Genomic DNA, 20208 nt, shown 5'->3' with positions numbered 1-20208 from the left:
TCTCTCGGTACCGCTAACGAGAGGTCCGCCGGCGATAGAGCGTGGTCGCGGCCGCGTACCCGGCCACGGCGATGACGACGCACCACGCGACCGCATGCCAGGCGCTGTCACCGATCGGCGTGTCCATGAGCAGGCCCCGGACCGTCTCGATGATCGGCGTTACGGGCTGGTTCTCCGCGAACCACCGCAACCACGTCGGCATCGTCTCGGCGGGCACGAAGGCGCTGCTCACGTACGGGAGGAACAGGATCCCGAACGTGAATCCGCTGGCGGCCTCCGGATTCCGGGCGAGGAGTCCGAGCGCCGTCGACAGGTACGACAGCGCGAAGACGAACAGCGCGAGGACGCCGACCACGCCGAGCCAGCGCAGTGGGTCGGCCGTCGGCCGGAACCCCATCAACAGGGCGACGCCCACGACGATGGCACCGGTGATCAGATTGCGGACGACGCTCGCGAGTACGTGGCCGTTGAGTACGGCGGAGCGGGCGATCGGGAGCGTGCGGAAGCGGTCGATGATGCCGTCCGTCATGTCGGCGGACACGCTCACTGCGGTGGTGGACGACCCGAAGGCGGCGCACAGCAGGACGATGCCGGGCACGACGTAGTCGATGTACGCGGTGCCGGTGTCGATGGCGCCGCCGAACACGTACACGAACAGCAACATCAGCATGACCGGCAGCGCCACGGCCGTGATCATCGTGTCGGGACTCCGAGTGATGTGGGTGAGATTGCGTCGCAACATCGCCCACGAATCCGCGACGACGGTCGGGGTGTCGCGTCCGGTGGTGGGAGTCGTCATCGGGCTTCTTCCTTCCGTTCGGCGCCGGTCAGCGCGAAGAACACGTCGTCGAGGTCGGGGGTGTGCAGGGCGAACCGTTCGACGGACAGCGTCGGGTCGTCGAGACGGTCCAGGAGCGCCCCGAGGGACCGGATGCTGCCGTCGGTCGGGATCGTCAGCGTCGCCGTGTCGGGGTCGACCGCGGCCTCGGGCAGGGCCGCGCGCGCCCGGGCCAGTTGAGCGGCATCATGGAGCCTGAGCTCGACGTGGCCGCCGGGGACGAGGCGTTTGAGTTCGTCCACGGACCCCTCGGCCACGATCCGTCCGCCGTCGAGCACGGCGATACGGTCCGCCAATTCGTCGGCCTCGTCGAGGTACTGGGTCGTGAGGAGGATGGTGGTGCCTTCACGGACCAGTTCGCGGACCATTTCCCACATGTCCCGGCGACTGCGCGGATCGAGTCCGGTGGTCGGCTCGTCGAGGAACAGGACCTTGGGTCGGGCGACGAGGCTCATGGCGAGGTCCAGTCGTCGGCGCATCCCGCCGGAGTAGGTGTCGGCCCGCCGATCCGCGGCGTCGACCAGATCGAACCGGTGCAGCAGTTCGTCGGCGCGGAGTCGGGCGGCGCGTCGACCGAGGTGATGCAGCACGCCCATCAGGACGAGGTTCTCGCGCCCGGTCAGGAGCTTGTCGACGGACGCGTACTGCCCGGTGACGCTGATGTCGGCGCGGACCGCGCGGGCGTCGGACGGCAGAGAGTGGCCGGCGACCTCGACCTCTCCCGCGTCGAACGGCAGCAGCGTGGACAGCACGCGGACCGTGGTGGTCTTGCCGACCCCGTTGGCGCCGAGCAGCGCGAACACGGTGCCGGCAGGCACGCGCAGATCCACCCCGTCGAGCACGGTTCGGCCGTCGAAGGTCTTGCGCAGGCCGGTCACGGACACGGCGTGAGTGGGCTGTGGTCGATTCATCGAGCTCTCCTCCCAGAAACTGTGTATGCGATACACAACTGTTTAGAACATACACAGTTTTAGGATGAGCGCAAGAGTTGACCGGAGTGGCAGGCAGGAGCGATGACGCGGATGGACACCACGGAGGGTGCGGCCCTGCCTCGGTTCGTGGAGTTGGCGTGGGGGCTGGGCGCGGCCGGCAAACGTGGGCCCAAGCGGGGCCTGAGTCTCGACGAAATCCTCGACACCGCAATCGAACTCGCAGACGAAGAAGGCGTGGCCGCGCTGTCGATGGCCCGCGTCGCGAAGCGGCTTGGGTTCACCACGATGTCGTTGTACCGCTACGTCGAGAGCAAGGACGAACTGCTCGAGCTGATCTCCGATCGTGTCGTCGGTGCGCCCCCCGAGATTCCCTCGGACCTGTCGTGGCGGGAGGGGCTCGAGATGTGGGCGCGCGCCGAGTACGACGCCCTCATGCGACACCGGTGGTGGCTGCGTCTGCCGATCGTCGGCGCGCCCCTGGGGCCGAACAACATGGCCTGGCTCGAGGCCGCGCTCGGGTGCCTTGCGTCGACCGGGCTGCCCGAGGCGCTCAAGGTGCAGGTTGCCCTCAACGTCTCGGTTCACGTCATCGGCCGGGCGCGATTCACCGTCGATCTCGTCCCGGACGCGGAACCCGACAACTACGCGAGCATCCTCCCGCGCGTCCTCGATCCTGCGCGGTTTCCCGCGCTCACGTCGGCTCTCGAGAGCGGGGCATTCGCCGAGGACGACGTGGACTGGGCGGACGCGGACTTCCGGTTCGCGCTCGGCCTCCTCCTCGACGGCGTGGAGCGGATCGTCGCCCGCTACCAGGATCCGGCGCAGGCCTAGCGCGCCGTACCCGGACGCCGACGCGTTCCGACTCGTAGGCTCGACAGGACATGTCGAGAACGCTGGAGGTGGCCGTGGTGACGAGGCATTCGGACGAGATTCGGGACCGGGTCGCGGCATTGATGCCGACCGCCCGCGAGGAACTCGCCGCACTGGTGGCCTTCCGGTCGATCGCGGACGCGCGCCAGGCCCCGCCGGAGCAGTGCGAGGGCGCGGCGAACTGGGTCGCCGACGCGTTCCGAGCGGCCGGCATCGGGCACATGGAACTGGTCGAGACGTCCGACGGATCGAAGGCGGTCGTCGGGCACCAGCCCGGCCCGGACGGCGCACCGACCGTTCTGCTGTACAGCCACTACGACGTACAGCCCGCGGGCGACGAGGAGTTGTGGGCGACCCCGCCGTTCGAGCTGACCGAGCGCGACGGGCGCTGGTACGGGCGCGGCGCCGCCGACTGCAAGGGCAACCTCGTCATGCACCTGGTGGCGCTGCGGGCGCTGGCCACGGCGGGCGATCCGCTGCCCGTCGGGGTCCGCATCGTCTCGGAGGGATCGGAGGAGGCCGGGACCGGTGGGCTCGAGAAGCTCGTCCAGGACCGGCCGGACCTGTTTGCGGCCGACGTCGTCGTGATCGCCGACACCGGGAACGTCGCGGTGGGTGTCCCCACCCTCACGACGAGCCTGCGCGGGATCGCGAATGTCGTCGTGCGTGTGGAAACCCTCGCCGGTGAACTGCATTCGGGGATGTACGGGGGATCGGCACCGGACGCGCTCGCCGCGCTCGTGCAGATGCTCTCTACGCTGCGCGACCACGGCGGCAACACGGTCGTCGACGGACTCGACACCGCGCAGGACTGGGACGGCGTCGACTACCCGGAGGAGCAGTTCCGGAAGGACGCCGGCGTGCTCGACGGGGTGCGGCTGACCGGGTCGGGGTCGGTCGCCGACGCGGTGTGGGCGCGTCCGGCCCTGACGATCCTCGGGATCGACGCACCGCCGGTGGTGGGGTCCGCGGCGGCGATCCAACCCCGGGCGGCGGCGCGCCTGAACCTCCGGGTGCCGCCCGGGATGGATCCGCAGCGCGCCCAGGATGCACTCGTCGCGCACCTGGAGAAGGCGGCGCCGTGGGGCGCGCACGTGACCGTCGAACGGGAGTCCGTCGGCGCGCCGTTCCGGGCGCGCACCTCCGGACCCGGCTACGCGGCGCTGACGTCGGCGCTGAAGTCCGCGTACGGCACGGCGGTCGCGGTGGCGGGGCAGGGCGGCACCATCCCGTTGTGCAACGTGCTCGCCGAGCAGTTCCCGGACGCCGAGATCGTGCTCATGGGAGTCGAGGAACCGCGCGCGCTGATCCACGCACCGAACGAGAGCGTGGACCCGTCGGAGATCGAGAACCTGGCCGTCGCCGAGGCCCTGTTCCTGCAGGGCCTCGGCGAGCGGAAGTGATCGCCGCGGCCGGTCAGACCGACAGGTCGCGGCGGAGCTTCGCCACGTGGCCGGTGGCGCGCACGTTGTACTGCGCCACCTCGATCCTGCCGTCCTCGTCGACGAGGAACGTCGAACGGATCACGCCCTGGACGACCTTGCCGTACATCTTCTTCTCGCCGAACGCGCCCCACGCGGTGAGCGTCGTCTTCTCGGGATCCGACAGCAGCGGAAAGTTCAGCCCCTCGTTGTCGCGGAACTTCGCCAGCTTGGCGGGCTTGTCGGGGGAGACGCCGACGACGTCGAGGCCGGCCTCGTTCAGCTCGGCGAGGCTGTCACGGAAGTCGCACGCCTGCTTGGTGCAACCCGGCGTGCTGGCGGCGGGGTAGAAGTACACGATCACCTTGCGGCCGCGGTAGTCAGCGAGCGATACCTCGTTGCCGTCGGCGTCGGGCAGCGTGAAGTCGGGGGCGATGTCTCCGGGGGCGAGCCTGTTGTCCGTCACAGCGACTGAGGCTACCGAAGGCGTACGACGGTACGGACGGAGCCGCGTTCGCCCTTCTGTTCTACGGTTGTGTCCAGTGTTGCCGGTAGCGTGACCGGCACAGCAGCATCACAGCCGCACTTATTCGACAGTTGGAGGACACGTGCCCAGGGACACCGAGAGCATCGAGCGGGACATCGAGAACGCCCGCAATCAACTCGCGCAGACACTCGACGTGCTCGCTGTCCGCACCAATCCCAAGCGTCTGGTCGAGTCGACGAAGCACACCGTGCTCGCCAAGCTGAACGAGCCCGCGGTGAAGGCGGCGCTCATCGGCGCCGGCGCCGTCGTCGGGCTCCTGGTGCTGCGCAAGATCTTCCGCTGACGAGCGGCGACCGACCCCGACGGGACATCGGCACACACGTTCCGCGTGATCGTGTGAGGCGATGTCCCGTTCGTCGTTCGGGCGGCGTCCGGCACGACCCGGCCCGACACGAAAAAGGCCCCCCGCACGATGTGCGGGGGGCCTTTCCGGTGCGCCCACAGGGACTCGAACCCCGGACCCAGTGATTAAGAGTCACTTGCTCTACCAACTGAGCTATAGGCGCTAGCTCTGCTAGAAACACTAGCGTGCGCCGCCAGGGACTCGAACCCCGAACCCAGTGATTAAGAGTCACTTGCTCTGCCAGTTGAGCTAGCGGCGCATTGCCTTCGCGAGGTGTCCCTCGCTCGGTGCGAAGAGAACATTAACGGACCGCTTCGAGCGAAAGCAAATCCGTCCCGCTGTAACCCTCCAGCCGCAGGTAGCGATTGGTATTCGACCGTTATTCACCGCTGCGGCACGTCGGAGTGGGGTGGGTGCGCGACCTGGCATCATGCAAGTGCGCGGAGCGTCGGGAAGAGACGACGGTTCGTGAGCGGGCGTGCGTCCGAAGGGTCGCGCCGTGTGGTCTGTGCAGTGTGAAGTGGGGTTTTGATGAACATCTGGGGCGGTCGCGAGTGTCGTGACGGGGGCGGCGCAACAAGTCAGAGGTGGCCGGCCCTGATCGTGGCCGGCGCCGCCGCTCTCGGCATGGTGATGCTCGTCACGGGGTGCACGATCTCGACCAGCGGCGCCTCGACCTCGGACTCCGGGCCGGTCGACTCCAATCCTCTCGTGGCGGTGATCCAGCCCAAGCTCACGACATCCGTGGTCGACGGCGCGGTCGGCTTCTCGCCCGGCGATCCCGTCACGGTCCGCGTCGCCGACGGCAGGCTGTCCGACGTGACCCTGCGCAACCCCGACGGAAAGGTCGTCGCGGGGGCTGTCGCATCCGACGGGCTGTCGTGGACCAACACCGAACCGCTCGGCTACAACCGCAAGTACACGCTGCAGGCCGACGCGTACGGGCTCGGTGGTTCGACGTCGACCACCATGTCGTTCACGACCAGCGCGCCCGGGAACCTCACCAAGCCGTACGTCATGCCGGGAGACGGCAGCGTCGTCGGGATCGGGCAGCCGGTCGCGGTGCAGTTCGACGAGAACATCCCGGACCGCAAGGCCGCCGAGGCGGCCATCGAGATCGTCACGGTTCCGCCGGTCGAGGGCGCGTTCTACTGGCTGAACAACCGTGAGGTGCGCTGGCGGCCGCAGAACTACTGGGCGCCGGGCACCCAGGTCACGGTCGACGTCAAGGCGTACGGCCGGGACCTCGGCAAGGGGATGTTCGGGCAGGAGGACGTCCACTCGTCGTTCACGATCGGCGACGCCGTCGTCATCACGGCCGACGACGACACCAAGCAGGTGACCGTCAACGTGTCGGGCCGGGACGTGAAGACGATGCCGACGTCGATGGGCAAGGACAGCACCCCCACCGACAACGGCGTCTACATCATCGGTGATCGGTTCGATCATCTCGTGATGGATTCGTCCACCTACGGCGTGCCGGTGACCTCGCCCGACGGCTACCGCACCCCCGTCGACTGGGCAACGCGAATGTCGTACAGCGGCATCTTCTTCCACTCGGCCCCGTGGTCGGTGGGCGAACAGGGCTACACCAACACCAGCCACGGCTGTCTGAACCTGAGCCCGTCGAACGCGAAGTGGATCTACGACAACACCAAGCGCGGCGACATCGTGATCGTGAAGAACACCGTGGGCGGCACCCTGTCGGGTACGGAGGGCCTCGGCGACTGGAACATTCCCTGGGAGACCTGGCGCGCCGGCAACGCGTAGCAGCGGATTATCCTGGGGGCGATCGAGTTGTCCGAGGGAACGGGAGCGCAGCGGTGGAAACTGTGGGAGTCGGGGATCTCGTCCAGGCCGCGGGGCATGCGGGCCCGTGGACGGTGCTCGAGGTCCGGCACGGCATGGCCCTGCTCGAGCATGCGGACGGGCATCGGTTGTCGCGTCGCACGACGACGCTGACCGTGGTCCGTAAGGCGGAGCCCGGAACGCGCACGGCGCATCCGGCGCACGACTCCGACAACGGCGAAGCGCCCACCCTGTTCGACTGACCGGTTACCGGGCGTGCGGGAGCCGTCCGGTGAATTCGGGTGCACATACAGCAGAGCGGCCGACACCTGTGAGGTGTCGGCCGCTCGGCTGAGAACCGTGCTAGTGCTCGGTGTGGCTCAGAGGAAGGCGTTGATCGCGCCGATGAGGCCCAGGATGGCGCCAGCGCCGGCGATCACGCCGCCGATGCCGGTGACGACCGGCTGGATCTGCTTGATCAGGGCGAGGTCGGCGTCGGAAGAACCCATGGGGATGCTCCTTCAATGTGATGCGGGTGGGGGGTGTGGCATGCGTCATGCCGTGCATCGGAGATGCTGTAGGTCACAGTAGGGGGCGGATTAACAAACGGTTAATTGGAAGTCTCGCTGAGTGGGACTGGATGAACATCCTGTTCAGGGCCATTTGTCTGTGTCGCGGAGTATCCGAAAAGTGAGCTGGCCCAGGTTCCTCCCGCCTTTGCGATTCGCGCACTTACCGGTGTCCGGGAGGCCTTCCCGGCATCGATAAGTGCGCAAATCGGGGGTGGCGCGACAAACGAAAAACACCCCCCGGCGATGCCGGGGGGTGTTTCTTCGGGGTGACTGACGGGACTCGAACCCGCGACAGCCAGGATCACAACCTGGTGCTCTACCAACTGAACTACAGTCACCATCGCTGTCGCTTCCGGTGGAACCGGTTGCTGCAGCGAGATGAATATTAGCCTGTCGATCGCGGAAAGTGCCAATCGCCTGGTCAGGCGGGTCCCAGCTCCTTCGCGACGGCCGCGATCTCGGCGGTCGACGGTCCCGGATCCGCGACGAATGCGGTCCGCCGGTAGTACTGAAGTTCGCGGATCGACTCCTTGATGTCCGCGAGCGCGCGGTGCGACAGGCCCTTCTCTGGCTGGCCGAAGTAGATCCGCGGGTACCAGCGTCGGCACAGCTCCTTGATCGAACTGACGTCGATCATCCGGTAGTGCAGATGCGCGTCCAGTGCGGGCATGTCGCGGGCGATGAAGCCACGGTCGGTGGCGATCGAGTTGCCGGCGAGCGGCACGGTGCCGGCGACGGGCACGTGCTCGCGAATGTAGGCGAGCACCATCTGCTCGGCCTCGGCCACCGTCACCGTCGATGCGCGCACCTCCTCGGTGAGGCCCGAGCGCGCGTGCATCTCGGTGACGACGTCGGGCATCGAGGCCAACGCGTCGTCGTCGGCGTGGATCACGATGTCCACGCCGTCGCCGAGGATGTTCAGGTCGCTGTCGGTCACCAGGGCGGCGATCTCGATGAGCTTGTCCGAACCGAGCCGAAGGCCCGTCATTTCACAATCGATCCATACCAATTTGTCCTGCACGAGAAACACAGTAGTCAGGCGAGGTCGGGATATTGTCCACGGTGGAGAACTTCCCGCACGCTTCTGCTTCGAGGAGGACGCTTCATGACGGTTGATTCGGGCGCGGGGGACGACGCCCAGTCGCTGGCGGAGAAGGCCAGGATCGCGAAGGCCGCGGCGGAGGAGGCGGCTCGGGTCGCGGCCGAGGCGGCGGCTGCCGCAGAGGCCGCAGAGCGTGAGATGGCGGCCGCCCGGAACGCGCCGGTGGCGGCGGCCGCAGCTGAGCCGGGCGGCCCCACTGCCGAGATCGCGTCCGGCTACCGATCGGCCGGGGCTGCACTCGAACTCGGCACGGTCGTAGTCGACGACGTCGTCGATCCGGCTGCGCGGGTGCGTATTCCGCTGGCCACCGTCAATCGGCACGGGCTGATCGCGGGAGCGACCGGCACCGGTAAGACGAAGACGCTGCAGGGCATCGCCGAACAGCTCTCGGCGGCCGGCGTCCCCGTCGTGATGGCGGACATCAAGGGCGATCTGGCGGGGCTGTCGAGGCCGGGGGAGCCGAACGAGAAGGTCGCCGCCCGCGCTGTCGAGACAGGTGAGTCCGACTGGGCGCCTACCGCATTCCCGGTGGAGTTCGTCTCGCTCGGCACCGACGGCATCGGGATTCCCGTGCGTGCCACCGTCACGAGCTTCGGGCCGATCCTGCTCAGCAAGGTTCTGGGGCTCAACGAGACCCAGGAATCCACCCTCGGCCTGATCTTCCACTGGGCGGACACGCAGGGTCTGACGCTGCTGGATCTGAAGGACCTGCGGTCGGTGATCGCACACCTGACCTCCGACGAGGGCAAGGCGGATCTGAAGGGCATCGGGGGCGTGTCCGCCTCCACTGCAGGTGTCATCCTGCGGGCGCTGGTCAATCTCGAGGCCGACGGCGGCGACACCTTCTTCGGTGAACCCGAGTTCGAGACCGAGGATCTGCTGCGGGTGGGACCGGACGGGCGGGGAATCGTCACGCTCGTCGAGCTCGGGGCGCAGGCGGCGCGGCCGGCGATGTTCTCGACGTTCCTGATGTGGGTGTTGGCCGACCTGTTCCAGGCGCTGCCGGAGGAGGGCGACCTCGACAAGCCGAAGCTGGTCTTCATCTTCGACGAAGCTCACCTGCTCTTCGCCGAGGCCTCGAAGGCCTTCCTCGCGCAGGTCGAGCAGACGGTGAAACTGATCCGGTCGAAGGGTGTCGGTGTGTTCTTCTGCACCCAGCTGCCCACCGACGTCCCCAACGCTGTGCTGTCGCAGTTGGGTGCCCGCGTCCAGCACGCGCTGCGCGCGTTCACGCCCGACGATCAGAAGGCGCTCAACAGGACCGTCAAGACCTACCCGAAGACCGCGCACTACGACCTCGAGAAGGCGCTCACCTCGCTGGGGACCGGCGAGGCGGTGGTGACGGTGCTGTCGGAGAAGGGGGCGCCGACGCCGGTCGCGTGGACCAGGATCCGTCCGCCCCGCTCGCTCATGGATGCGATCGGAGACGACGCGATCAGGGCCGCCTCGGAGGCGAGTTCGCTCCGCGTCAAGTACGGGCAGACGATCGACCGGGAGTCGGCCTACGAGAAGCTCACCGCGAAGGTGGTGGCGGCGCCGGACGTCGATCCGACGCTGGAGGTGCCGCCGCTACCGGACCTTCCGGACCTTCCTCCGCCGCCGCCCCCGGCGCCCGAGGGGCCGAGTGTCGCGGAACAGATCCTCGGCAACTCGGCGGTCAAGAGCTTCCTGCGGTCGGCGGCGTCGGCCGCTGGGCGGGAGATCTCGCGGAGCATCTTCGGGACCGGGCGCCGGCGACGGCGTTGAGGTGGCGCTGCCGGCGCCGGGCCCGGCGGGGTCAGTCGAACAGGACGACACCGCGGATGTTCTTGCCCTCGTGCATGTCGACGAAACCCTGGGCGATGTCGTCGAGCTGGTAGGTGGTGGTGATGAGCTTGTCGAGTTCGAGCTTGCCGCTGCGGTACAGCTCCACCATCCACGGGATGTCGGCGCTCGGGGCCGACGCGCCGAACAGCGAGCCCTGGATGCGCTTCTGGTAGAGCGTCAGCTCGAGGAGGCTGATCGGCAGGCCGACGTCCTCCATCTTGCCCAGACCGGTCACCACGCACGTCCCGGCCTTGCGGATCGCCGAGAAGGCCTGTGCCACATGCTCGCCCGTCGTGACGCCGACGGTGACGATCGCCGAGTCGGCCCCCTGGCCGTTGGTGCACGAGCGGGCGATCTCGGTGGCCTCCGCCATCGTGGCGACCGCGTGGGTGGCGCCGAACTCGAGGGCGATAGTGCGCTTGAACGCGACCGGGTCGACGGCGATGATGTGGGCCGCGCCGGCGTGTGCCGCGCCCTGGACGGCGTTGATGCCGATGCCGCCGACGCCCATCACGATGACCGTGTGGCCGGGGTACACCTGCGCGGAGTTCACGGCGGCGCCCCAGCCGGTACCCACACCGCAGCCGAGCAGGCACAGGGTTTCGAGCGGCAGCTCTTTGTCGACCTTGACGGCGGAATCGATACTCACCGTGGTGTATTCGCTGAACGTGCCGAGACCGCAGGTCTGCGCGACAGGCGCGCCGTCGAGCGACAGTCGGTAGCTGTCCGGATCGTCGGGGCGACCGCCGGTCATGATGGCCGCGCCGCGGTCGCAGAGGTTTTGCAGACCCTTGGCGCACCAGCGACAGCGACCGCAGCCGGCGAGGAACGAGAAGATGACGTGGTCGCCCACCTCCCAGCCGACGGTGTGCGGACCGACCTCGACGACGATGCCGGCACCCTCGTGGCCGCCGCAGATCGGGTAACGGCCCACCGCGTGGTCGCCCTTGGCGATGTGGTCGTCGGAGTGGCACAGGCCCGAGGCGACCATCTTGACGGTGATCTCGTTCTGGCGGGGGCCTTGGAGTTCGAGGTCGACCACCTTGTAGGTGCCGGGCGCTTCGGTGATGACGGCGGCGCGGGTCTTCACAGGGTTCCTCCTGGTTGGATAGCGACGATGTGGTGCGCATCACTATCGGTCCGGGTGGCCCGCTTCCGTGTGAGCGTTCTCGCTCACCGTAACCCGGTTACAGCCCCACGTCGCGAGCGAGCAGGTCCGCGACCGTCTCCCTCCGGATCAGCTCTCGCGTGTTTCCGTCCTGCACCGCCACCACCGGGGGTCGGCCGACGGAGTTGTACGACGACGCCAGGCTGTGGTGGTAGGCGCCCGTGCACGGCACCGCGAGCACGTCACCGGGATGCAGGTCGGCCGGGAGCATGACGTCGCCCGCGACGACGTCACCCGCCTCGCAGAAGCGCCCGACGACGGTCATCGGGACGTGGGCGCCGGACGGGTGGCGGTTGGCGACCGCGACGTCGTAGTGCGCGCCGTACAGCGCGACGCGCGGATTGTCGCTCATGCCGCCGTCCACCGCGGCGAAGATCCGGCCACTCGGCGCCGCCTTGATCGACACGACGCGGTACAGCGTCACCCCGGCCCGTGCGACGATCGCGCGGCCCGGTTCGAGGGTGAGCTGCGGTCGCGGGAAGCGGTTGCGGGCGCACGCGTCGTCGAGGGCGTCGTCGATGGTGCGCGCGAGCTCGGTGAGGTCGATCTGCGGGTCCCCGGGCCGGTAGGGCACGGCGTGACCGCCGCCGAGATCGAGGTCGGTCAGGATCAGGCCGTGGTCGCGCCGGACCTGGTCCATCTGCCCGATCAGCCGTTGCACGGCGGCACCGAAGACGTCGGGGTCGGTGATCTGGGAGCCGAGGTGGCAATGCAACCCGACCAGTTCGAGGTTCGGTTGCTCGAGCACGAGCCGCACCGCCGCATCGGCGTGTCCGCCGGTGATCGGGAACCCGAACTTCTGGTCGTCGACGCCGGTCGTGACTGCGGGGTGGCCGTGGATGTCGATGCCCGGGGTGACCCGCACCAGCACCTTCTGCCGTGCCGGGGCGACGGACGCGAGCAGTCGGATCTCGGTGTGCGAGTCGACGACGATCCGTCCGACCCCGGCGTCGGCGGCGGTCCGCAGCTCCGAGGCCGTCTTCGCGTTGCCGTGCAGGATGATCCGACGCGGATCGACGCCCGCGGCCAGGGCGATCGCGAGCTCGCCGGACGAGCAGACGTCCAGAGACAGGCCTTCGCGGGTGACCCGGGCCGCGACACGCCGGGTGATCAGTGCCTTTGCGGCGTACGCGATCTCGGCCTCGGGGAAGATCGAGCGGTAGGTGCGGCAGCGGTGGCGGACGTCGTCCTCGTCGAGCACGTACGTCGGGGTGCCGTACTGGTCGGCGATGTCGTCGAGCGCCACGCCACCGACACGGATGCGGCCACGGTCGTCGTGGCTGGTGCTCACCGGCCACAGCGCGGGGTCGAGCCGCGGCGCCATCGCGGCGCGGAGCGACGGGAAGATGTCGAGCAGGGTCACCGGCGTACTCCTCGGGGTGCCCGCAATCCGGTCGGAGCGGGTTCACCCTTCAGGAGTACGCCGGTGCGGCGCCCGGTGGTCGGTTCTTGACGCCCGCTTGACGCCCACCGGGGGAGTCCTGACGCGCGGTTGGCGCGGTGGGCCTCAGCCGCCCAGCTTCTTGTAGAACGTGCCGACGATGGGGGCGATCGCGGCGCGCGGGCTGTACTGTCCGGCCACGGACATGCCCTTGCTCAGGATGCCGGGAACGATCCGCATCTTGTTGTCGGCCAGGGCGTCCAGGGAGACCTTGGCGACGTACTCGCTCGAGATCCACAGGAAGTCCGGGACCAGCTTGTCGACGATCGACGCGTCGGCCGGGTCCGGGGTCTCGGTGCGGACCGGGCCCGGGGCGAGCAGCGTGACGTTGACGCCGCTGCCCTTCAGCTCGCCGCGCAGCGACTCGGAGAACGTGTTGACGAACGCCTTGGTCGCCGCGTAGGTCGCGTTGTTCGGGATGGGCATGTTGCCCGCCGCGGAGCCGACCATGAGGATCGCACCCGACTTGCGGCCGACCATGCCCGGCAGCACGGCCAGCGTCAGGTCGTGCACCGCGACAGCGTTGAGCTCGACCTGGTCGCGCTCGTAGCTCGGGTCGAGCTCGATCACCGGGCCGAATGTCGCGATGCCGGCGTTGTTGCACAGGATCGAGATCTCGCGCTCGGCCAGCTCGGCGACCAGCGGGGCGCGGCCGTCGCGGTCGGACAGGTCCACGGCGCGGACCTCGGCCTCCACGCCGTACTTCTCGCGCAGCTGGGCGGCGAGCTTCTCCATCACGTCGCCGCGGCGGGCGACGAGGATCAGCGAGTGCCCGCGCGCGGCCAGTTCGGCGGCGAGGGCCTCGCCGATACCGGAGGAAGCGCCGGTCACGACCGCGCGGGCGTCAGGGTTGGGATTCGGCAGGCTCACGAGAGTGCAGCGTAGCGGGTCCACGGAAACACGGTGCTCACGCGCTCAGATGCCCGCGGCCAGTCGCGTGCCCTGCTCGATCGCGCGTTTGGCGTCGAGCTCCGCGGCGACGTCGGCGCCGCCGATGACGTGGGTCGTCACGCCCGCGACCGTCAGGTCGTCGATCAGGTCGCGCACCGATTCCTGCCCCGCGCAGATCACCACGGTGTCCACCGCGAGGGTGCGCGGGCGCTCCCGCTTCTCGCCGAAGGTGATGTGCAGGCCGGCGTCGTCGATGCGCTCGTAGTTGACGCCGGCGATCTCGTGGACGCCCTTGGCTTTCAGCGCGGCCCGGTGCACCCAGCCGGTGGTCTTCGCGAGGCCGGCGCCGATCCGTCCGGGCTTGCGCTGCAGCAGAAACACCTCACGCGGCGAGGGCGACGGCTGCGGTGTCGTGAGCGCGCCCGGTGCCGCCTCGGGTTCGGTGACGCCCCATTCCTGCTTCCACTCCTTCAGGTCGAGCGTGGGGGAGTGCTCGTGCGTCAGGAACTCGCTGACGTCGACGCCGATTCCGCCCGCCCCGATGACCGCGACGGTCGTGCCGACCGGCTTTCCGTCGCGGACCACCTCGGCGTAGGAGAGCACCTTGGGGTGGTCGATGCCGGGAATGTCGGGCACCCGCGGGACGACTCCGGTGGCGATCACCACCTCGTCGTAGCCGGCGTCGATCAGCTCGGCCGCCTCGACGCGCGTGCCGAGCCGGACGTCGACGCCGGCGAGGACGAGTTGGCGGCGGTAGTACCGGATGGTCTCGGCGAACTCCTCCTTGCCGGGGATCTTCTGCGCGATCCCGAACTGGCCGCCGATCTCGTCCCGGGCCTCGAACAGCGTGACGGCGTGGCCGCGCTGGGCGAGATTGAGGGCCGCGGACAGGCCCGCGGGCCCGGCACCGACGACGGCCAGGTTCTTCTTCCGCCGGGTGGGCAGCAGCGTCAGTTCCGTCTCGCGACCCGCGCGGGGGTTGAGCAGACACGAAACGTGCTTGTTCACGAACGCGTGGTCGAGACAGGCCTGGTTGCATGCGATGCACGTGTTGATCTCGTCGGGTGTGCCGGCCTCGGCCTTGCGCACCCACATCGGGTCGGCGAGCATCGGTCGGGCCATCGAGATCAGTTGCACCTCACCGCGGGTGAGGATCTCCTCGGCCACCTCGGGCATGTTGATCCGGTTCGACGCGACGACGGGGATCGACACGTGCCGGGCGAGCTTCTCAGTGATGTCGACGAACGCCGCCCGCGGCACCGAGGTCACGATCGTCGGCACCCGGGACTCGTGCCAGCCGATGTCGGTGTTGATGATCGTTGCCCCGGCAGACTCGACTTCCTGTGCCAGCGCGACGATTTCGTCCCAGGTCTGCCCGCCCTCGACGAGATCGGCCATGGACAGCCGGAACAGGAGGACGAAGTTCGGTCCCACCGCTGCGCGGGTCCGCCGCACGATCTCGACAGCCATGCGACGGCGCTTCTCCGGCGTGCCACCCCACTCGTCGGTGCGCTTGTTGGTGCGCTCGCACAGGAACTGGTTGACGAAGTAGCCCTCGCCGCCCATGATCTCGACGCCGTCGTAGCCCGCCTCGTGGGCCAGTCGCGCGCAGCGGACGAAGTTGCGGATCTGCCACCGCACGCCGCGACTCGTCAGCCGACGGGGCCGGAACGGGTTGATGGGGGCCTTGATCGACGACGCGCTGACGCTGAGCGGCTGGTAGCTGTAGCGGCCCGCGTGCAGGATCTGCAGCGCGATCGTGCCCCCCGCGTCGTGCACGGCCCGGGTGATGGTGCGATGCCGTCGGGCCTCGAACCGGTTGGTGAGCTTGGCGCCGAACGGCAGCAGCCACCCGGTGCGGTTGGGGGCGTAGCCGCCGGTGACGATGAGGCCGACGCCGCCGCGGGCCCGTTCGGCGTAGAACTCGGCCAGGCGCGCAGTGCTCTTCGCGCGGTCCTCGAGTCCGGTGTGCATCGACCCCATGATCACGCGGTTCTTCAACGTCGTGAAGCCGAGGTCCAACGGCTCGAGCAGGTGCGGGAAAGGTGAAGTCATGCTGGGCCTTCCGGTCGGGTCAGGACAGTTCCGAGTCCGCGTCGGTCCCGAGCGCGTCGAGCACCTCGGTGCACCAGTCGACAAACCCCTCCTCGACGCGGATGCCGCCGCGCAGGACGAGGTACTGGTGCAGGGCACGGCCGCTGCGGGGACGGGACTCGGGGAAGTCGTGTTGTTGGATGCGGCGGTACAGGTCCAGGCGGGCGACGTGCTCATCGCGGTGCCGGTGCACCTCGGCGAGCAGTGATGCCATGTCCCCGTACGAGGCGCCGCGGATCTTCACGGCGAGTTCGTTGCGCAGGTGCCCCGGTTCGGTGGGCTCGGCGATCCAGCGGGCCAGTTCGGCCCGGCCGGAGCTCGACACCCGGTACACCTTCTTGTCCGGGCGACCGTCCTGTGCGATCGATTCGCCCGTGACCCAGCCGGCGTCGTCCATCCGCTTGAGTACGCGGTAGATCTGCTGGTGGGTGGCGTTCCAGAAGAAGCCGATCGACTTGTCGAACCGGCGCGCGAGTTCGTACCCCGAGCCGGACTGCTCACTGAGGGACACGAGGATCGCGTGTTCGAGTGCCACGCCGCAATTGTCTATGCAACGGGGTGAGTATGCAACTAGGCGAATAGACCGTTCGGTGTGTTGTCGTAGCGGAAACGCACCCCGCCGCGATTAGGCTCGCGGCCATGAGCAGCGGCGTGGCTGGCGAGGCGGGCATCGGTCAGGCAGCGACGCGACGACAGATCGTCGCGTGGGGGCTGTGGGACTGGGGCGGGGCGGCGTTCAACGCCGTCATCCTCACGTTCGTGTTCTCGGTGTATCTCACCGACGCCGTCGGCGAGGACCTGCCCGGATCGGTGTCGGCGAGCACGTGGCTCGGCTGGTCGCTGGGCATCGCGGGCTTCTTCATCGCGGTGCTGGCGCCCGTGAGTGGTCAGCGATTCGACGCGACGGGTCGACGCAAACGTTCGCTCGCGGTCCTGACCTTCCTGACCGTCGCGGCGATGGTGGGGATGTTCTTCGTCGTCGACGACTACCGATACCTGTGGCTCGGGCTGGTGTTGCTGGGGTTCGCGTCGGTGATCTTCGAACTCGCGGGCGTGCCGTACAACGCGATGATGCGGCAGGTGTCGACGCCGGAGAACATCGGGAGGGTCTCCGGGTTCGGTTGGGCGATGGGCTATTTCGGTGGCATCGTGCTGCTGCTCGTCTGCTATCTGGGGTTCATCGCCGGCGCCGGCGACACCCGCGGATTCCTGGACGTGTCCACCGAGGGCGGGCTCAACATTCGCCTGGTCGCACTCCTGGCCGCGGGGTGGCTCGCGGTGTTCGCGATCCCCGTGCTGTTGATGGTCCCGGAAGCGCCGCGCACCTCCGCCGACCCCGGCGCGGCGAAGGCCGGTTTCGTCGACTCGTACCGGGTGCTGTGGAGGGACGTGCGCGAGCTGTGGGCCGCCGACCGGCGCACGGTCGGCTTCCTGGTCGCCAGTGCGCTCTTCCGTGACGGGCTGGCCGGGGTGTTCACCTTCGGTGCCGTGCTGGCGGTCAACGTGTACGGACTCGCCTCCGACAGCGTCCTACTGTTCGGCATCGCCGCGAACGTCGTTGCCGCGCTGGGCGCGATCGTCGCCGGTCGCTTCGACGACCGCGTGGGACCCAAGGCGGTCATCGTCGGTTCGCTGGCCGCGATGATCGCCGTCGGCGTCGTGCTGCTGGCGATCTCCGGGACACTGCTCTTCTGGGTCTTCGGGCTGCTGCTGTGCCTGTTCGTCGGCCCCGCACAGTCGTCGGCCCGGACGTTCCTGGCCCGGATCACCCCGCCCGGACGGGAAGGTCAGCTGTTCGGGCTGTATGCCACCACGGGCCGGGCGGTGTCCTTCCTGGCGCCGACCCTGTTCGGGTTCTTCGCGTGGTGGTTCGGCGCCGACCGGGCCGGCATCGTCGGACTGCTGGTGGTGCTGGGCGTCGGACTCGTCGCGCTGCTCCCGGTGCGGGCGCCGGAGCGGGAGGTCGCGAGCCGGCTCCCGGGTTGATGGCCGAATGTCACATCGGTTCGGTTGAACTGAACGCGTGTGACATTCGGCCACGCGGGAGTCAGTCCTTGAAGTAGACCAACTGGTGTGTCGTGGCGAGTAGGGCGCCGTCGCGGCCCCAGATCTCGCCGGACTGGTCGAAGTAGCCGTTGCCGAACCGCTGTGCGCGGGCGGTGCCGAGGACGGCGTCGTCGGCCTGGGCCGCGAGCATGGTCGCGTCGGCGTGGAAGTACACCGTGAGCGACACGGTGCCCGCCGGCAGGTACCGGCCCAGGCGCAGGAAGGCGCGGGGATAGAAGACGTCGCACAGCGACGTCAGCGCCGGGAAGTCCAGCGGCCGCGGCGGGTTGTCGCGCACCCACAGCGTGCTCGTCGAGTTGGGTTGGGCGCCGTCCTCGGGCGCGGGGACCGCACCCTCGACGAAGCGCAGTTCGTAGTTGCGCGCCCACGCGATGAACTCGGGGAAGCCCTGGGCGGCAACGTCACCGACGGGCGGCACCGCCGGCGCCGCGATCTCGGTGGACGCCCACGTCTCACGGCGGAGGCCGAACACGGCGGTGGCGGTGGTGGTGATGACGCCGTCCTGCGCGAGCTCGATGTTCCAGTGCTGGGTCGACCGATTGGTGCGGGTGGGACGCGCCGAGATTTCGAACTCGCCGTCGGCGATCGGGCCCGCGAAGTTCACCGTCAGCGACAGCGGATCGCCGAGGCGCTCGGGATGCTGCAGGACCGCGCGCAGCAGGGTGGCGGCGGTGATGCCACCGAACGGGCCCACCATGTTCGCGTACGCCGGGGAGGTGTGCCCCAGGAAGACGCCGGGCGCGCCCAACTCGGGAGAGAGCTCGACGGCCGCGTCGAACGGGTGCGTGGGTGCAACGATCTGGGTCACGACGACTCCTGACGGGTGACGATCCGGTTCTAAGTATGACAACATACATAGCACCGGTCGACAACCGTGCGAGAGAAGGGCGAGGGGATGGCGAGACGGCAGGATCCCGCGGGTGGTCCGCGCGCGGCGATGATCGACAGTGCCGTCGCGTTGATTCGCGAGCAGGGCGTGGCGGCGACGTCGTTCGCCGACGTGCTCGCCCACAGCGGTGCCCCGCGCGGCTCGATCTATCACCACTTCCCCGAGGGCAAGTCCCAGCTCGTGGAGGAGGCCACCAGGTCCGCCGCCGCCTATCTCGGCCGGGGTGTGGCGCGGGTCCTGCAGTCCGGCGACACGGTGTCCGCGTTGCGGGAACTCGTCGACCTGTGGCGGCGCGGCCTCGAGGCCACCGACTATGCGGCGGGTTGCCCGATCGTCGCGGCCGCGCTGGGCACGGAGCGCGGTGCCCGCGAGGTCGCGGGGACCACGTTCACCGAGTGGTGCGACCTGATCGCGGCGAGTCTCGTCGACGACGGCATCTCCCAGGTCCGCGCGGCCGCGTTGTCGGTGCTGATCGTCAGTGCGCTCGAGGGTGCGCTGGTGATGGCGCAGGCGCAGGGCACCTCGCGTCCGCTCGACGCGGTGGTCGACGAACTCGAGGTGCTGCTGGCGTGAGCCTCAGCTCTGCGACACCCTCGCGAGTATCGCGTCCGCGAGGTCGTCCGGGTTCTCCTCGGGAATCCAGTGATTCGCGCCGTCGAGGACGATGAACCGGTAGGGCGCGTCGACGAACTCGCTGCACCGCCGCGCCGCCGCGGGGCCGAGGGTGGGATCCGCGGTGCCCCAGACGTACGTGGTCGGCACCCGCACCGGCGCCAGGTCCCCGAAGGCGCGGACCAGGGCCCGGTACCAGTTGAGCGTCGCGGTCAACGCGCCCGGCTGCGACAGCAGACGCACGTGCTCCTCGATCAGGTCGGGGTCGGTGCCGTCGCCGTACGCGCCGCGTAGCCGTCGCGAATCGTCCTCGAGCAGAAACGTTTCGGCTGTTCCCTCCTGCCGGAGCAGACCGACGTACGCGGACCGGCGCTGCTGGTCGGCGTCCTGGCGCAGGGCCCAGCCGATCGCCCCCGCGTGCGGCACCGACACCGCGGTAAGGCTGCGGATCCGATCCGGGTGCCGTCCCGCGACCTGCCACGCGATGGCCGCGCCCCAGTCGTGCCCCACCAGGTGCGCGGAGGGCAGGCCGTAGGCGTCGAGGAGTCCGAGGACGTCGTCGACCAGATGGTCGAAGCGGTAGTCCTCGACCGCCCGCGGGCGGGCGTCGGGGGAGTAGCCGCGCTGATTCGGTGCGATGACGCGCATGCCCGCGGCCACCAGAAGCGGGGTGATCGGCCGCCACTCCGCCGCACTCTCGGGGAATCCGTGCAGTAGAACGATCGGGGTACCGTCGTCCGGTCCGGCGAGGGTGACGTCGAATGTCAGGTCGCCCAGGCGAACTCGATCTGTCCGTGAGTCGGCGGTCATGGAGCCACGGTAGCGGA

20 protein-coding genes and 3 tRNA genes are annotated in these 20208 nt (G+C 69.0%); 8 read left to right on the top strand and 15 right to left on the bottom strand.

Annotated elements, in window-relative coordinates; genetic code table 11:
* Window positions 1-13: 13 nt before the first annotated feature.
* Both ABTV10_RS16580 and ABTV10_RS16575 read right to left on the bottom strand, forming a co-directional pair.
* Window positions 14-799, bottom strand: coding sequence for an ABC transporter permease (locus ABTV10_RS16580; protein ID WP_499028594.1), 786 nt, complete (start codon window positions 797-799; stop codon window positions 14-16).
* Entirely contained in the window at window positions 796-1749 is a 954-nt protein-coding gene (locus ABTV10_RS16575; RefSeq protein WP_499028593.1) for an ATP-binding cassette domain-containing protein, read from the bottom strand. The genes ABTV10_RS16580 and ABTV10_RS16575 overlap by 4 nt, the downstream gene beginning before the upstream one ends.
* A gap of 111 nt (window positions 1750-1860) precedes the next feature.
* Between ABTV10_RS16575 and ABTV10_RS16570 the strand changes: the two genes are divergently transcribed.
* Window positions 1861-2601: a TetR/AcrR family transcriptional regulator gene (locus tag ABTV10_RS16570; protein WP_499028591.1), complete on the top strand. Its 741-nt coding sequence runs from the start codon at window positions 1861-1863 to the stop codon at window positions 2599-2601.
* 50 nt (window positions 2602-2651) lie between these two features.
* The gene (locus ABTV10_RS16565) at window positions 2652-4043 is read left to right on the top strand and encodes a dipeptidase (protein WP_499028590.1); all 1392 of its coding nucleotides are present in this window, start codon (window positions 2652-2654) and stop codon (window positions 4041-4043) included.
* 13 nt (window positions 4044-4056) lie between these two features.
* Here the strand turns inward: ABTV10_RS16565 and bcp are convergent, their stop codons facing one another.
* Window positions 4057-4527 carry a thioredoxin-dependent thiol peroxidase gene (gene bcp / locus ABTV10_RS16560; protein ID WP_499028589.1) on the bottom strand — a complete coding sequence of 157 codons (471 nt, stop codon included), beginning with the start codon at window positions 4525-4527 and terminating at the stop codon, window positions 4057-4059.
* 142 nt (window positions 4528-4669) lie between these two features.
* Here bcp and ABTV10_RS16555 point away from each other — a divergent pair, with 142 nt between their 5' ends.
* The gene (locus ABTV10_RS16555) at window positions 4670-4891 is read left to right on the top strand and encodes a DUF3618 domain-containing protein (RefSeq protein ID WP_433605619.1); all 222 of its coding nucleotides are present in this window, start codon (window positions 4670-4672) and stop codon (window positions 4889-4891) included.
* Between the two features lie 150 nt (window positions 4892-5041).
* Here the strand turns inward: ABTV10_RS16555 and ABTV10_RS16550 are convergent.
* Window positions 5042-5114, bottom strand: a tRNA-Lys gene (locus tag ABTV10_RS16550).
* 23 nt (window positions 5115-5137) lie between these two features.
* Window positions 5138-5210 (bottom strand) — tRNA-Lys (locus tag ABTV10_RS16545).
* A 272-nt stretch (window positions 5211-5482) separates the two neighbouring features.
* On the opposite strand from ABTV10_RS16545, the gene ABTV10_RS16540 reads away from it, so the two are divergent.
* Window positions 5483-6721 carry a L,D-transpeptidase gene (locus ABTV10_RS16540; protein WP_499028587.1) on the top strand — a complete coding sequence of 413 codons (1239 nt, stop codon included), beginning with the start codon at window positions 5483-5485 and terminating at the stop codon, window positions 6719-6721.
* 53 nt (window positions 6722-6774) lie between these two features.
* The gene (locus tag ABTV10_RS16535) at window positions 6775-7002 is read left to right on the top strand and encodes a hypothetical protein (RefSeq protein WP_499028585.1); all 228 of its coding nucleotides are present in this window, start codon (window positions 6775-6777) and stop codon (window positions 7000-7002) included.
* A gap of 117 nt (window positions 7003-7119) precedes the next feature.
* Here ABTV10_RS16535 and ABTV10_RS16530 read toward each other — a convergent pair whose 3' ends face one another.
* The 3 genes from ABTV10_RS16530 to orn all read right to left on the bottom strand — a co-directional run bounded on the left by ABTV10_RS16530 (window position 7120) and on the right by orn (window position 8332).
* Complete coding sequence (locus ABTV10_RS16530; protein ID WP_433605615.1) at window positions 7120-7248, bottom strand: hypothetical protein; 129 nt, start codon at window positions 7246-7248, stop codon at window positions 7120-7122.
* 328 nt (window positions 7249-7576) lie between these two features.
* A tRNA-His gene (locus ABTV10_RS16525) sits at window positions 7577-7649 on the bottom strand.
* Between the two features lie 83 nt (window positions 7650-7732).
* On the bottom strand, window positions 7733-8332 hold the full coding sequence (gene orn / locus ABTV10_RS16520; RefSeq protein ID WP_499028583.1) for an oligoribonuclease: 600 nt from the start codon (window positions 8330-8332) through the stop codon (window positions 7733-7735).
* Window positions 8333-8416: 84 nt separating this feature from the next.
* On the opposite strand from orn, the gene ABTV10_RS16515 reads away from it, so the two are divergent.
* Window positions 8417-10159, top strand: coding sequence for a helicase HerA-like domain-containing protein (locus ABTV10_RS16515; RefSeq protein WP_499028581.1), 1743 nt, complete (start codon window positions 8417-8419; stop codon window positions 10157-10159).
* Window positions 10160-10190: 31 nt separating this feature from the next.
* Here ABTV10_RS16515 and ABTV10_RS16510 read toward each other — a convergent pair whose 3' ends face one another.
* From ABTV10_RS16510 to ABTV10_RS16490, 5 genes are all read right to left on the bottom strand, one after another.
* The gene (locus ABTV10_RS16510; RefSeq protein WP_499028579.1) at window positions 10191-11309 is read right to left on the bottom strand and encodes an NDMA-dependent alcohol dehydrogenase; all 1119 of its coding nucleotides are present in this window, start codon (window positions 11307-11309) and stop codon (window positions 10191-10193) included.
* 97 nt (window positions 11310-11406) lie between these two features.
* Window positions 11407-12750: a diaminopimelate decarboxylase gene (lysA, locus tag ABTV10_RS16505; protein ID WP_499028577.1), complete on the bottom strand. Its 1344-nt coding sequence runs from the start codon at window positions 12748-12750 to the stop codon at window positions 11407-11409.
* A 144-nt stretch (window positions 12751-12894) separates the two neighbouring features.
* The gene (gene cmrA, locus ABTV10_RS16500; RefSeq protein WP_499028575.1) at window positions 12895-13698 is read right to left on the bottom strand and encodes a mycolate reductase; all 804 of its coding nucleotides are present in this window, start codon (window positions 13696-13698) and stop codon (window positions 12895-12897) included.
* Window positions 13699-13743: 45 nt separating this feature from the next.
* Window positions 13744-15774, bottom strand: coding sequence for an FAD-dependent oxidoreductase (locus ABTV10_RS16495; RefSeq protein WP_499028573.1), 2031 nt, complete (start codon window positions 15772-15774; stop codon window positions 13744-13746).
* 19 nt (window positions 15775-15793) lie between these two features.
* A complete protein-coding gene (locus ABTV10_RS16490) occupies window positions 15794-16348 on the bottom strand; it encodes a PadR family transcriptional regulator (RefSeq protein ID WP_499028571.1) in 555 nt (184 codons plus the stop codon).
* 104 nt (window positions 16349-16452) lie between these two features.
* Between ABTV10_RS16490 and ABTV10_RS16485 the strand changes: the two genes are divergently transcribed.
* On the top strand, window positions 16453-17799 hold the full coding sequence (locus ABTV10_RS16485; RefSeq protein ID WP_499028568.1) for an MFS transporter: 1347 nt from the start codon (window positions 16453-16455) through the stop codon (window positions 17797-17799).
* 61 nt (window positions 17800-17860) lie between these two features.
* Here the strand turns inward: ABTV10_RS16485 and ABTV10_RS16480 are convergent, their stop codons facing one another.
* Entirely contained in the window at window positions 17861-18688 is an 828-nt protein-coding gene (locus ABTV10_RS16480) for an acyl-CoA thioesterase (protein ID WP_499028566.1), read from the bottom strand.
* An 87-nt stretch (window positions 18689-18775) separates the two neighbouring features.
* Here ABTV10_RS16480 and ABTV10_RS16475 point away from each other — a divergent pair, with 87 nt between their 5' ends.
* Window positions 18776-19342 (top strand): TetR/AcrR family transcriptional regulator, encoded by a 567-nt coding sequence (locus ABTV10_RS16475; RefSeq protein WP_499028565.1) that lies wholly within the window; start codon window positions 18776-18778, stop codon window positions 19340-19342.
* A 3-nt stretch (window positions 19343-19345) separates the two neighbouring features.
* On the opposite strand, the gene ABTV10_RS16470 is transcribed toward ABTV10_RS16475, so the two are convergent.
* The gene (locus tag ABTV10_RS16470) at window positions 19346-20191 is read right to left on the bottom strand and encodes an alpha/beta fold hydrolase (protein WP_499028562.1); all 846 of its coding nucleotides are present in this window, start codon (window positions 20189-20191) and stop codon (window positions 19346-19348) included.
* Between the last annotated feature and the right edge of the window lie 17 nt (window positions 20192-20208).

Source organism: Paraburkholderia sp. RHO2 (genome assembly GCF_050955445.1).
GTDB lineage: Bacteria > Actinomycetota > Actinomycetes > Mycobacteriales > Mycobacteriaceae > Prescottella > Prescottella agglutinans_A.
This window is presented reverse-complemented; position numbering and strand designations above follow the sequence as displayed.